Consider the following 12,795-nt stretch of genomic DNA (forward strand, 5'->3'; position numbering starts at 1 on the left):
TGCTCAACGCCTTACGGCAATCAAAGGAAAATCATTGCTCAATTCTGTCGCGTGAGGTACTGCCCAGTGTGTGTGCTCAACGCCTTACGGCAATCAAAGGAAAATCATCAAGCAGTGCAGGTAAAGGCTGCAGACTGGAATCTCGTGCTCAACGCCTTACGGCAATCAAAGGAAAATCATTGTTACACGAAAATCTCACCAGCGAGTCAAGTCCGCTGTGCTCAACGCCTTACGGCAATCAAAGGAAAATCATGACAACGTCAGAGAATCGTAACGTACGTCGATAATGTGCTCAACGCCTTACGGCAATCAAAGGAAAATCATGACACCTTGAAGAGGCACAGAGGGCTTCTGGAGAGAACGTGCTCAACGCCTTACGGCAATCAAAGGAAAATCATGGATTGAGCCAGAAGTAATGTCTTCCAACAAGAGATGTGCTCAACGCCTTACGGCAATCAAAGGAAAATCATATCCATCTCTTTGGGGAGCTATTGCAAGTGGAGCCCATGTGCTCAACGCCTTACGGCAATCAAAGGAAAATCATGGGAGTGAGCTAGGGTAAAATGAGAGAGCATAGTAGTGCTCAACGCCTTACGGCAATCAAAGGAAAATCATGGAGACGTGTTCCAGCGCGTCTCCCCCTTTCTTTGACGTGCTCAACGCCTTACGGCAATCAAAGGAAAATCATTCTGGATTGGTATGGTCAGCCCGCCCAGATTGGCTCGTGCTCAACGCCTTACGGCAATCAAAGGAAAATCATCTCCAACAAGACCCGTGCCCCGCCCACCTCGTCCGCCGTGCTCAACGCCTTACGGCAATCAAAGGAAAATCATCTCCCTGAGCCTCAGCAACAAGGCGCGCATACTTCTCGTGCTCAACGCCTTACGGCAATCAAAGGAAAATCATGCGATTCTCTCCATAGCTCTACCCACCGACTATGCTTGTGCTCAACGCCTTACGGCAATCAAAGGAAAATCATGCCGCACCTCAGAATCCTTGCTTTGCAAGGCTCCGATAGCCACTTGGCAAGGTGCTCAGCGCCTTACGGCAATCAGAGGAAAACCATGCGCTTCCATTGTACCCTAACTGGCAGTCAAAGCCTAGCGAACAGGCTTCCCATGAGGGTTCTGAGGTTTTGCAAGCATCTCCAAGCAAGTGGAAACGGCTGGGATCCGCTTACAGCAAGGCTTTGAGGTTTGTTAGAAGCTGAGATACCTCTCACAACGGTGGATCCTTGTTTCTTCAATAGATCCTGTAGCTGCTCTGCTGCTGTGGCCAACTTCCTGGTCGGTTCGAGGTGAGCACCCGCTCCAAACAACGGTTGCAGATCCCCACGATGAGAAGGCCATCTTCCGGCTTGAGGATCTTCTCTAGTTCCCAGCGCAGTTTTTCTCGTTCTCGTAATGTTAGCCAAGTGCGGAAGATTGAGTACTGAATTCGCTCTCCATATCCCTCTAACAACTTCGACGCTTTTCGCCATCGCTTTTGGCAACGTATGTCATAGCATACTAAGTAGCAAACTTTATATTCAGCCATGGTTTACCTCACAACCAAGTTTCCAAATAAGTCACCCTCTCCATTCCATTCTTTTTCTAAAAGGCGAACCTCTAGCTCTAACAAACGACGATAGGTTAAGGAATAGTTAGTGACTGGATGCTTCCACTTTTCCTGCTTGCGATCTTCGTAAATTTGAATCATCTTTTTCCGCCCTTCTTCGCTAAGCCAAACTTGTTGTCCTCGTATGATGAAGTCTGCTTCCGGATCCCATTGTTTACGATTCACTGAAGCTACGATTGGCATATCCACAAGAGGCACGCGAAAGATTTCCATCAAGTCGAGAGCTAGAGGGGGTGCTTGAGAGCGAGGCTGGTGATAGAAACCGAGAGCAGGCTCTAGGCCTACCGTCAAAATAGCGTTCATGACGTCTTTAAGCAAAAGGGCATATCCAAATCCCAGTAGAGCATTAAAGCGATCCTTAGGGGGCCTTCGGTTTCGGCCTGAAAATCGCATCTCCTCTGGCACCTTATCTGATAGCACATAGGGCAAAGCGGCAAAGTAAAGTGCCGATAGATTTCCTTCCAAACCCAGCAAGCTTGATAATGACTCTGCTCGATCGACTTGCTTGAGTACTCGCCTCATTTGGTCAATGGCTTGCTCTACCTCTGGTGGACGAGCAGATCCCAGCCGCATCAAGAACTTACGCTGACTTTGACCTCGACACGCAACCAGCTTCCGAGCTAACTTCAAGCACATTTGAGGATCGCTCAGGGCCTGGTACTGTCGGATCCGGCGTTGGATGCTTCCGTGCCGGGGATCTAGGCTACCAACGTAGCGTCCACCCCCAGAGATTAGGTGAATCCCAATGCCTTGCTCAGCACAGAAATAAATGGCCTGAGTTGAGATTTGAGAAAAACCGTGCAGCACAATTTGCCCGGTTTGCTGAGCAGAGATAAACTCTTCGTTTTGGTTTCGGTAGCTTACTTTAAGACGGAATCCGCTGCGCCCTACCCGCGCCCCCGGCTCTAGAATGTGGACACACTGCCGTTCATCGTCTTCCGGGAAGAGGCGAATAGGCTGCCATTCTCTATCATGAGCCAGCCGCGCTTCTTCAGGTAAGCACACAGGGGCCAGAGAGCAGCCTGCGCAGAGTCGCTCGTTGTCAGTAATTGGGGGACGGAGATGGGATTGGCGCAGCAACCTTGCTTGCTCGATTGCCTGACGCACAGCTTGGCGCCCGGCATCATCGAGGGGAACGCGCACTAGCACATTGTCGCCGTGGTATCGAATTCGTCCTTCAGGGATTGGGATCCCCAGGACAGTTTCCATCAGATAGGCATAGGCCAAGATCTGCAGCCGGTCGCTTTCCCAGGCTTGGGGCTGGTTGTCCGGATCCCGGGCTGCCCGACCCCTTTTATGCTCATAAGGAATAATCTGACCGTCGCGAGTACGCAGGGCATCTACCCGTCCCCGCAAACCCAGATCCTCGCTTTCTAGAAATAGATCCTCCCAATCTTCCCCCTCTTGCTTTTCTAGCTCTGTATGTAGCCGCCGACCAGCAAAAATAGCTGCGTTTTCACTGTAGAGCTCCTCAACTTCTTCTAGGTAAAATAATCGTGGGCAGTAGGCCAATGCATGCAACGCTGAAACACGAATCAAATCTGAATCTATCTGTACAGAGAAATCAGCCAACGATAGCGGCATAATCCAAAGCTCCAAAACATAAACAACATGAAGAATATGAGAAAACCTCAACAATACTGAAAAAACCTTCTCCTCAGATAGAGGCAAAATCTAGCCTCAAAGCACTGCCCGTTCTCGCATACATGTGCAAGGATGACAGCAGACAGCGGCTAATCTGGCCGAATTTCTGTCCAGGCCAATTCAGGTATCTCCTCACTCTCAAGAGTTTGGAGCAAGTACCTTTGCCAGCGGGTGCCACGGGCTCCTACGTGATCGACCCAATACGGCAAAGTGAGGATCCCGTCCTCATCTCGAATTAGCCATCGACTCTGCTTGGGAACTACTGGAATTGGCGTTATCGAGTTAACAAGGTCACGGCTCTCCCCCAAGCTCAGTCCTCCGGATCGGTTAATCGATTCGGGATTCTCAAAGGCTCTTTCCAAATCATGAGCAAGGGATCCTTTAACCAGCACTGCAATCTGCACATCAGTGAGTAATTGCTGATAGTCAGGACGGGCGTTGGCCGGATCCTGAATATCTTTGCTTTTAAAGCGACGAAAGGTGCGGATTACCGTAGAAAGCTGCGGTTGGCTCAGTAGAGCAATCGCTAGCTGAGCACCACAATAGCGATGCCGATCCCACTCTCCCAGCAAGGAAAGCAGCATTCCATAAACAGTAGCAGGTGGCGGCACCGGATAGGTTTCGGCAAACTCCCTGGCCCAAGATTGACGAAAGCAAGCAATAGGTACCTCAACCTGAAGCTGAATCATGCTGCCTCCCTAGAAGAAATTTGACTTTGAATTATGGCAATTAGGTCGTCAACCGTTGACTTAATGCCCGGACTTACATGAGCACCTAATTCAGCTAGCTTCTCCCCGTCCTCGGTTTCGGCAGCAGCTCCTGCTAGCCATAGCTCTTGAGGATCTATATCTCCTACTTGTACTCGACGCACCAAGTCTGGCATGCTTATTTCTCCTTCAGAGTTTTCTTCAAAGCAGTAGAGCAGGCGGGGCGAAAAGTCGTGCGTCCAGCGCAAGACGATGCTATCTGGTGAAAAATCGTAGAGAAAGCGGGAGTGATTGCCGGCTACCTCTCCTAAAGAAACCAGTCCCCTCACTACTTCAACTACTCGCTCTTGCCGCTGAAGTCGAGCAGGGGTCATTGCAAAACCGTATTGATAGCGAGTGGCATGCACCTCTGTTCCGTAGAGAGAAGTGGATCCCTTCTGACCGCTTCTTGCATTGAAGGTTATATCTCCACTGTACGGTCGGGTGGAGATTGCCCGAGTTACCTCTAAAACACCGCGCCTAGCAGTGGTAGTGCCTTTGGCCGGCTTTTTCCCCTTTCCTTTAGATGAGCTTTCGTCTGAGGCATCTACTTTAGCTCCCTCCGCGCGCATAAAGCCTAAAACATCATCATCAATGTACAGATCAGGGGCAAAGTTAGGCTCTTCCCACTCGTTGTCGTTAGTTTCGTCATTCCAGCGTCGGTTGACCTTGCAACCGCTTCCTGATGTTTGCCAGTAGTAACGCAATGCCCAGCGAATTGCTTCAGCAGAAACAGTAGTATGCACTTCATTTTTCCAGAGAATCTTTTGCAGGGTAGTAATATTGCCCTCACTCTCGCCGCGATTGTTTGCAGCAGTACCATAGTTGGTCAAAATGTTGCCGAACAGGTGAAAAGTCATGGTTTTCCTCCAAACTAAGTTGCTAAGTTACTGCTACGTTGATTTTTTGTCTGGCTCACAAGCTTCTACTTTGAAGATTATAGTCTTAGTCCTCTTCTAATTCGGCAGGAGCAATCAAGTCAGTACCGTTCTCATCGGGCTCATCTTGAGTTTCTTCCTGACGCTCCTTACCTTTGTAGCTTGCTAACGCCAGAAGAGCTAGATCCCGTGCTTTTCTCCACTCTTTGGGATCCATAACCAAGTCCATCAAATCATCCCAGTGCTCTTGAAGCGTTGGTATTATCCCAGCTTTTGCCCAAAAGTTAGTAATAAACTCACGGAAGCTTTCTGCATTTTTACATCGAGCTAATCCAGTACGAATACGTACGTTTTCCCTATCAAAGTTAGTCTGCTCTCCTCGATCTTGAGCCTTCTGATATAAACGACCATAGGTAAAGCGAATAGCCTCATGGCAAGTCTGGACAAACCAGCGCTCTCTATCATCCATGTCTGCTCTCATGACCATCTCACTTAAACCTCTGCGTTCGTAGCACAGTTGTTTGAACCGCTCGTTACTGTTAATCCAATCTGAAAACCCGGCATACCAAGGATGATCTCTCGCCAGATTTTCAGCAATCATCTCACGAGCAAAGCTTGTTGCGATAAAGTTTCCTTCCTCCGCTTTTGTCTTAAGGATAACTCGATCTGGTAGTACCGCTTTGCAGATCTGGTAGTTTTTGCAGGCATGATACTTTGCTTCTACAGTAAATAGATCTGTGCGAGACTTTTGTTGTTTCGACCAGGGGACAGAACCTAGAGTGAGAACCTGACATCGAGTTACCTTAAATCCTCGAGAAGATTCTGCAACCTCTTGATATGTCAGAAACTTAAGCCCAGCATCTCCCAAACCGGCAGCATGTAAATCTCGATAACTTGCATAACGGAGCCGAGGATCTTGCCGATAGCCTGCATAGACCTCCATATCGGTGATCTCAGGAACCACCAGAGCATATTGAGCTTTTTGATTCTTCAACCGTGACCGAAGAATGTAGTAGAAGGAAGAAACAGAGGCGTAGAGGAGTATAAAGGCCATCTCTGGAGACTCTTCAAAGCTTGTATCTGAGGAAAATGCATTGTGTCGCACAACGGCACCTGGATTAAGCCAGCCAGCAATGCTAATTGGCTGCGTAAGCCAATTACCGTCTTTATCGCATAGATTTTCAGCAAATTCCTGATGGACGTAGCTTTCTAAAGCTTTATACTTAATGATGATGGGTGGGTAGTTCTCATCGATCTCTAGAGATTCAGTTTGCTCACCAAGAACTTTGCGAGTTTTGCCATGTTGTAAAAATGTTCCCAAGATCCCCTGGTGAACGATTACCTGCGAGTCTTTCCGCATCGACTTACTATCAATTCCTCGAAGTGCAATAAGTCCATTGTTGAGCTGAAAAGACTCTTTAAGCAGCCAGTCAATGACCTCAAAGTCATTTCCCTGCCAGAACAGTTGGACTTGTCGAGGCGTCAGTTCCCAAGTTAGCGACCCTGGTCGTTTCTCTGGTGGAATTTCTTGTTCTATCTGCTTAAGAGTCATCCACAGCCCAGCCAGCCCTGCTCGATGCAGCAGTGTTAACCCAGGATGTCCTATGTGTAGCTTTAGCTCAGTCATGGCGTGCCAAATTCCTCACTATAGCTGATGTATCCAGGCTCTGTGACGAAATAAAATCCGCGTCGCTGCCAATTCCACCACTCTATCTCTTTATCTGGGATCCGAATTGGAATTGCCCAAGCTTGAGCCTCTTGCAGAAAAGCTTGCATCTTCGATAGCTTTTGCCCCCTAGCCATAGCTTTTTCCTGCCGACCTTTAGCAGCTTCCCAAATAGACTCCTGATCCTCTGCTAGAAGCACCGTTATTGTGTGTCCACTTTCGCGTAGGAAACTTGGGTAAGCGCACCAATCTTGATCAAGCCAGGCCGATTTTACTTCAACAGGCTCTTTTTGGCTGAGCTGAGAAAGAATGCTAGCTAAATCCCGCTGTGAAACGCGCTCTAGTCCTCTGTCTTTAACCTCATTAACTAGTTTTTGCCCGCTTTCTAGTTCTTCTGCAGTATAGGGAGAGCTTTTATCCCATCTGTAGAGGAGAGCTGTACAAGGTTCTTCTTTTTCGCTTTTCATTCTTCGATTTAGCCGACCCAATCGCTGAACCAAAGCCGTTGCTGGAGCCATGGCAGAGACAAGCAAATCTGCACTTAAATCTAAGGACATTTCACAGACTTGCGTAGTGACAGCAAGAACAGGTTCTGGCCGACTAAAAGCATTGATAACCTGCTCATGCTTGGTGAGTCTATCTTTGTAGCGAAAACGACTGTGGTAAATTAAAACTTTGGCTTTTATATTTTCTAGTTTTTCCTTGGCAACTTGATAAATATCAATACAACTGGACACTGAATTAGTTACCCATAGAACCTTTTGCCTCTCCTGAACTGCCTTGATGACTTCCGGCCAAATGCGCTCAGAGTGGGTGGGATCACCTTCTGCTTGCACCTCTTGTATTTGATAGCGCTTCAGTTCTTCTAGCTCTCGCGGTCCTTCAACGGGATCCTCTATAGGTTCACTCAACTCATCCATCACTCGCTTAATTGCCTGGAGCTGTCCTGGGGTAAAGCTAGCGCTCATCAAGAGGACAGGTGCACCTCGAAAAGTCCGTAAGAATCTCAGTAAAGCGCTGAACAATTGATTGTCATAGGCATGCACTTCATCAAAAACAAAGGTAGATTGAGCTAGAACTGGCCATGAAAACAGTGACCTTCTATTGTTTTGCATTAAACCTAAAATGGAATCCACGGTGCAGATAATTAATTTCTTTCGCCATGCTTGCAGCGCAGCCAGACGAGATGAAGCTGCCTCATCTTTTTCGCCCTCTCCGGTTAGCAGCAGTTCTCGATCTAAGTCTGCCCGCGAGTGCATCAGCATTTTTTCTATTGGGGATCCCTCGGCATAGTCTAGGTAGCCCTGAGTAGCTGTTCCAGTGGTAGGGTAGCCAAAAAACAGCCGCTTTCCCACTGCCCACTTTTTTGCCCAAGCATAGGCTCCTAAGGTTTTCCCCGTACCACAGCCTGCTTTTACCAGTGTTACCCGACAGCGGGTATTAGCAATTTTCTCTTGGAAGGGTCGTAGAGAATTTCCCCCTAGTTTCTGGGTAACTAGTTGCTCTAGTTCGCTTTCCTGAAGAACCAAACTCAGGGTATTAGAGATCCAATCCTGTAGGTTTTCTCCCTCTGATGGCAAGATCGATCCTGCCAGATCTGCAGCGATGACTGTGGCTTTAGCCGCCGCCACCAATGCCCGCTGATCTGAGCTTAGACTTTTGGCAAAGTCTCGGAACTGTTTTGCCAAGGTATGTAAATGCTCTTCTAGCTGTTCTTTTTTCCAATTTGCCGAAGGTACATCTGGAATCTTTTCTGGCAGTCCAAGTTTCTGGGATCCCAGTCTCAATATGGATTGAAAATCCCGATGGTCAGTGTAAATACGAACCTCAGTTCCTGTGCCATCCGGCAACTCTGTAATTTTGTGTGATTCCTTGCCCTGTAAATCCACTCCTGCCTTGAGATGATGTCCGATTGCTGCCCAAGTAGCCAAGAGCAGCTCCTCTTCGGTAAATGCTTTCCGTAGCCACTCCCGAAATGGGCTAACCTGTAAGGCGAGTATGCCGCTTAAAAATTCATGTCGAATAAGTTGTTGCTTATTGTGAGCCCTCCAAGCCTTCTCAAGTCTTGCTTTTGATTCGGCATCTAGAATTGATGACTTGAGATAAATCATCTCTTGGAAATGTTGGTTTGCCTTGCCCCAATCATGTAAATAAGATCCCAGCTTAACAATAGATTTCAGACGACTTGCGTCCTTCAACCTCAACTGCTGCTGAATAGTCTCTCCTAGATGCTCTGAAAGAACTTCAGCCGCTGATAATACAGCCGTAACATGACCTGTAAGCTTAGCAGCGCCTTTTGCTTGAGCGTACTCTTCTTCGGATTGGTGGCTGGGATCCCGTTTCTCCAGAGATTTTGCCAGTAAAAACTTAAACATTGTAGATCTCTCCTTACTTGTATGGTAGAAAGAACCCGCAGCCCATGCGCCGTCGGCCACCTAGGCCTACTTGCTGTAGACGAATTGAATCTTCCTCTTGTAAGTTCTCTACCAATGTTGAGAAACCTATGATTGTATGCCCCTTGATTCTTAAGGTTTTACGCAGAGGCTTTCCGGTTTTATCTTGCAGTACTGTTACCTGGCCTGAAATCTTTAGCTTCTCTAGCTGAGCCTGAGCAGCTTGGGCAAATGTATCCGGCTCAGTGTAGCCCTTGATCGTAACGATTCGAGCTTTCAGGGAAGTACTTGGTTTGAGAGTAAAAATCTTAGGGATCCCTAGCTGTACCTCATGAGATCCAATCTTCAATTGTTTACCGGCTAGCTTGTACACCTCCGCCACTGCCTCGATAGGTAGTCGAATCCTAATGTGGGAGTGTGGAGTTAGTAGGATTTTGCCTTGTCTATCTCTGATCCCTGCTGTTGTCAAAATACCGACGCAGGGATTCCGATGCAACATCGGCACTCGGTGACACAGTGCCGCCAATAAGCCGTATCCATGATCTGCCGGGAGCGTGGCTCCTCGTACAGGCAGGCACAAGTCTACTACGAGGGTAAGGAAGTCTGTTGAGTCAGGTGGTGAAGCCTCAGCAGTCATTGGTCTGGCTCCGCGTACAACCGCAATTTAAGACATCCCAGAAAGGAGGTTACTGGGGGCTCTTATCCCTTGTCAAGTGATAGACAGCGCCCTAAGGCGATCAGTGGATAGGGCAGTCAGGGGTGTTAGAGCCTGCTGCCACCAGCAAAGCACTTCTGACCACAACGGCCATTTAAGGGTGCTCAACGCCCGGAGGCTTACCTTCGACAATATCATCGTTCTCGGCTCACTGCATCTGTGAGTCAGTTCTGGGAATAGTTCTCAGAAGGCTGTTGGATCCCCCGCCCCTGCATAGGCAGGCTCAAGGGGCAGGGCTTAGGATGGCTTAGCATCTTTCTGCTTTTCATGTCTCCCCACTGCACTGCCTATGAACTTGTTCTTCGTTGCCAAGCCGCAGCCGTTTTCTCTTCTACTGATCGCGCTTCAGCTAGCTTTGGGAGCACCAGCACCAGCTCATCCGAGTTCTTTTTCTGGAAGTGACTCGACGGCGATAGCAGTTCAGAGAGTAACAGAAATCCATGGCGGAGCCGGCCCTTGGGCAGTGATCGGCTATCGCATGGGGATGCGCGCCCTTGCGGAGCTAGGCTTAATGGATCCAACTCCCCACACTTCTAGGAACCGTTTTTTGGTGGAGGTTATTCACGAGTCGCCGCTGGAGATCCCGTTTGTGTGTATTGTGGATGGCTTGCACGCTGCAACAGGAGCCAGTTTGGGCAAACTGAACTTGAAGCTGGTGGAAGTTGGCTCCCTCGACAAGATGCGCAGTGTGGTGATCCACCGAGAGACCGGCAAGCGGGTGGAGTTTCAAGTTTTGCCTGAGTTTATCGCCCAATACCGGAATTTGCCCCCGGAACAACTGGCGGCTGCAGGCCAGGAAGTTCTCCAACTGGCCGATGAGAAGCTCTTCCGCTTCACGATTAGCCCCTAGCAGGAAATCTTGTTTTGGGATCCCTTCAGCATTTGTCAATGGCCTGGAGATAAACTAGCAGGCTGTTTCACGCTATTTGCACTAAACCCACTAAGGGATCCGCGCTTGGGCAAACACATCCTGGGGAACAACCTTCAAGCCCGGCAAGCAATCGTCTTGGATGGCCTGGGATCCTGCAAATGTCTGCGGCGGGGCATCGGGGTAGAAGACGGTGATGCTCTTGGCCTGCGGATCCACAATCCAAACGCGCAGGATCCCGGCCTGCAGGTAATCGGCTGCTTTTTGAACCACAGCCCCAAAACTCTGACCCGGTGAAAGAATCTCAACCACCAGTTCGGGAGCTGTTGGACAAGGGCCGTCTTCCACCTGCTGCTCTGGCCAGCGTTCAAACGAAACATAGAGCAAATCAGGAACGGGAAGCCACTTCTGACCCTGCCTTTGCAAAACAATTGCCAGCTCTGTATATACATCTCCCTTGCCCTGACACCACGCATCCAGAATGAAAAGCAATCGCTTCTGCAGAGAGGCATGAAATCTCTGAGGGGACATCGGCGCATCTTTGGGAACAGCTTGTCCATCGACCAGCTCATAGGTAATATCTTCCTCTGGCAAAGCAAGAAACTGTTCAGGAGTCATCGATAGCTTTTCGGTCGGGAGCATGCCAGGATCCCCATCGTTCTAGAGGCCAACTGCTTTCTAGGCTAACCCCGGGCTCCTTCCACCTTCACTGCTTGGGAAAAGGCGTCTTGTTTTCGTGAAGGGGGAGCTTCCAGGTTGCGGTAGCTTGCAGGCGGTTGTGCTTTGATGCTTTGCAGACCCAACCGCGAGGATCCCTATGGCTAAAACCCTTTTGACCACCCTGGGCACCGGCGATTACACCGAGACGGTGTATTGTTTTGGGGAGCGGCGGGCAGAGAAAACCTGCTACGTTGCCAAAGCCCTCTGCCAGCTCTTTGAGATTGACAGAATTATCCTCCTGCTGACGGAAGAGGCCCGCGCCAAGCACTGGAGCCGCCTGCAGGAAGATCTACCGCCCCATGTGGAGAAGGTGGCCAAGGCCATTCCCGAAGGCAAAACCGAGGCGGAGACCTGGGCCATCTTCGACATGCTGGTTGATAGCATCGAGCCGAACACCCGGCTGTTTTTCGATATCACCCACGCCTTTCGCTCCATCCCCCTGCTGGTGCTCTTGGGAGCTGCCCTTTTGCGCAAGGCCAAAAATGTCGAGATCCAGGGGCTCTACTACGGCCTCTACCGCCCTGGTCAGGCAGAAACCCCCATTATCGATCTCACCCCCGCCCTTCGGCTTTTGGACTGGCTGACGGCCACCGACAAGTTCATCAGCACCGGCTCAGCCCTGGAGCTGGGGCAGCTTTTGGACAGGGTTCATGGGGACTTTTACCGGCAGCAAAGACCCGGTCCCAAGCCCACCCGGCTGCAGAGCTTTGGGCAAGCCATCCGCGACATCTCCCGTTGCCTGGAGCTGGTGCGGCCAGTCAGCCTGCAGGAGGACTTGCGCAAGTTACAAAGACACTCCACCCAGGAGTTGGCAGAAGAGGTGGGCCAATTTGCCAAGCCCTTTGGCCTGCTACTGCAAAGCATTCAAGATAGCTACAGCCAACTGGCGCTGCCGGCAGAAAAAGCGGCGGATCCCCAAGCTCAAGTTCAAAAGCACTTTCAACTGCTGCGCTGGTATGTGGAAAAGCGCTTCACCACCCAAGCCCTTCTCTTGGCCCGCGAGTGGGTGGTTTCTGCCCTTTGCCTCTGTGAGGGGATCCAAAACTACCGCGAACGAGAAGCGCGGCAGGGAATTGAACACCAGTTGGGATCCCTCATCCCGCGGGAAGAGCAGCTCTTGGGAGATCCCCCTGCGACTGGATCCCTTATCCAGCAAGAAGAGCAGCCTCAGTCTCTTCCTCCCATTGCCGCCCATGTCCCAGATGTGCAGCAGCTTGCTGATCTTTGGTCTCGCCTTAGCCCGTACCGCAACGACGTGGCCCATGTGCAGATGAATCGCCAACCCCTATCCAGCGAAAAGCTGGAGAGCTTCGTCTTGCAGGATCTGCTGCCCAAACTGGAAGCGCTGTTTCCCGAATTGACCCGGACAAAAGGGGAATTGGAAGGGGATCCTTCCAGTTCTCAGTAGGCTATAGACATCGGCCCACCCTCAGGTTCTGAGTTTTCAAGCTCGGTCAAACAGTTGGCAGGGGCTTAGCTTGTACAAGTCCTACTGAGCTGGAGAAATACTAAAGAAACCTGAGGGCTGGTCGGGATCGGTGGATTTTG

Annotated in this window: 10 protein-coding genes and 1 CRISPR repeat array (1 of these 11 only partly in view); of the genes, 2 read left to right on the plus strand and 8 right to left on the minus strand. The window is 49.9% G+C overall.

All coding sequences use genetic code 11. From position 1 onward, the window contains the following. A CRISPR array of direct repeats spans positions 1–1,066; the repeat unit is 36 nt; unit sequence GTGCTCAACGCCTTACGGCAATCAAAGGAAAATCAT (it extends 959 nt beyond the left edge of the window). Between the two features lie 176 nt (positions 1,067–1,242). From cas2 to cas6, 7 genes are all read right to left on the minus strand, one after another. Then, the gene (gene cas2, locus NW851_RS03830; protein WP_414335565.1) at positions 1,243–1,536 is read right to left on the minus strand and encodes a CRISPR-associated endonuclease Cas2; all 294 of its coding nucleotides are present in this window, start codon (positions 1,534–1,536) and stop codon (positions 1,243–1,245) included. 3 nt (positions 1,537–1,539) lie between these two features. Further along, positions 1,540–3,288 (minus strand): type I-MYXAN CRISPR-associated endonuclease Cas1, encoded by a 1,749-nt coding sequence (gene cas1, locus NW851_RS03835; protein ID WP_414335567.1) that lies wholly within the window; start codon positions 3,286–3,288, stop codon positions 1,540–1,542. Positions 3,289–3,350: 62 nt separating this feature from the next. Continuing rightward, positions 3,351–3,950: a type I-MYXAN CRISPR-associated protein Cas5/Cmx5/DevS gene (cas5, locus tag NW851_RS03840; RefSeq protein WP_414337098.1), complete on the minus strand. Its 600-nt coding sequence runs from the start codon at positions 3,948–3,950 to the stop codon at positions 3,351–3,353. Next, a complete protein-coding gene (locus tag NW851_RS03845; protein ID WP_414335571.1) occupies positions 3,947–4,867 on the minus strand; it encodes a DevR family CRISPR-associated autoregulator in 921 nt (306 codons plus the stop codon). The genes cas5 and NW851_RS03845 overlap by 4 nt, the downstream gene beginning before the upstream one ends. 85 nt (positions 4,868–4,952) lie before the next feature. Then, positions 4,953–6,512 carry a type I-MYXAN CRISPR-associated Cas8a1/Cmx1 gene (gene cas8a1, locus NW851_RS03850; RefSeq protein WP_414337099.1) on the minus strand — a complete coding sequence of 520 codons (1,560 nt, stop codon included), beginning with the start codon at positions 6,510–6,512 and terminating at the stop codon, positions 4,953–4,955. Further along, on the minus strand, positions 6,509–8,926 hold the full coding sequence (gene cas3, locus NW851_RS03855; protein ID WP_414337100.1) for a CRISPR-associated helicase Cas3': 2,418 nt from the start codon (positions 8,924–8,926) through the stop codon (positions 6,509–6,511). The genes cas8a1 and cas3 overlap by 4 nt, the downstream gene beginning before the upstream one ends. 13 nt (positions 8,927–8,939) lie before the next feature. Then, positions 8,940–9,581, minus strand: coding sequence for a type I-MYXAN CRISPR-associated protein Cas6/Cmx6 (cas6, locus tag NW851_RS03860; RefSeq protein ID WP_414337101.1), 642 nt, complete (start codon positions 9,579–9,581; stop codon positions 8,940–8,942). A 367-nt stretch (positions 9,582–9,948) separates the two neighbouring features. Here cas6 and NW851_RS03865 point away from each other — a divergent pair, with 367 nt between their 5' ends. Further along, positions 9,949–10,509 carry a formylmethanofuran dehydrogenase subunit E family protein gene (locus NW851_RS03865; RefSeq protein ID WP_414337102.1) on the plus strand — a complete coding sequence of 187 codons (561 nt, stop codon included), beginning with the start codon at positions 9,949–9,951 and terminating at the stop codon, positions 10,507–10,509. 90 nt (positions 10,510–10,599) lie between these two features. On the opposite strand, the gene NW851_RS03870 is transcribed toward NW851_RS03865, so the two are convergent. Beyond that, positions 10,600–11,169, minus strand: a complete 570-nt coding sequence (locus tag NW851_RS03870) for a Uma2 family endonuclease (RefSeq protein ID WP_414337103.1) — start codon at positions 11,167–11,169, stop codon at positions 10,600–10,602. Positions 11,170–11,344: 175 nt separating this feature from the next. Between NW851_RS03870 and csx2 the strand changes: the two genes are divergently transcribed. Further along, positions 11,345–12,655 (plus strand): TIGR02221 family CRISPR-associated protein, encoded by a 1,311-nt coding sequence (gene csx2 / locus NW851_RS03875; protein WP_414337104.1) that lies wholly within the window; start codon positions 11,345–11,347, stop codon positions 12,653–12,655. Positions 12,656–12,795 lie beyond the last annotated feature (140 nt).

The organism is Synechococcus sp. H55.7, from assembly GCF_047462395.1.
Classification (GTDB): Bacteria; Cyanobacteriota; Cyanobacteriia; order Thermostichales; family Thermostichaceae; genus Thermostichus.

Coding starts and splice junctions, on each gene's coding strand:
- cas2 (WP_414335565.1), bottom strand. CDS start 1,536: ATGGCTGAATATAAAGTTTGCTACTTAGTATGCTATGACATACGTTGC.
- cas3 (WP_414337100.1), bottom strand. CDS start 8,926: ATGTTTAAGTTTTTACTGGCAAAATCTCTGGAGAAACGGGATCCCAGC.
- cas5 (WP_414337098.1), bottom strand. CDS start 3,950: ATGATTCAGCTTCAGGTTGAGGTACCTATTGCTTGCTTTCGTCAATCT.
- NW851_RS03865 (WP_414337102.1), top strand. CDS start 9,949: ATGAACTTGTTCTTCGTTGCCAAGCCGCAGCCGTTTTCTCTTCTACTG.
- NW851_RS03870 (WP_414337103.1), bottom strand. CDS start 11,169: ATGCTCCCGACCGAAAAGCTATCGATGACTCCTGAACAGTTTCTTGCT.
- cas8a1 (WP_414337099.1), bottom strand. CDS start 6,512: ATGACTGAGCTAAAGCTACACATAGGACATCCTGGGTTAACACTGCTG.
- csx2 (WP_414337104.1), top strand. CDS start 11,345: ATGGCTAAAACCCTTTTGACCACCCTGGGCACCGGCGATTACACCGAG.
- NW851_RS03845 (WP_414335571.1), bottom strand. CDS start 4,867: ATGACTTTTCACCTGTTCGGCAACATTTTGACCAACTATGGTACTGCT.
- cas6 (WP_414337101.1), bottom strand. CDS start 9,581: ATGACTGCTGAGGCTTCACCACCTGACTCAACAGACTTCCTTACCCTC.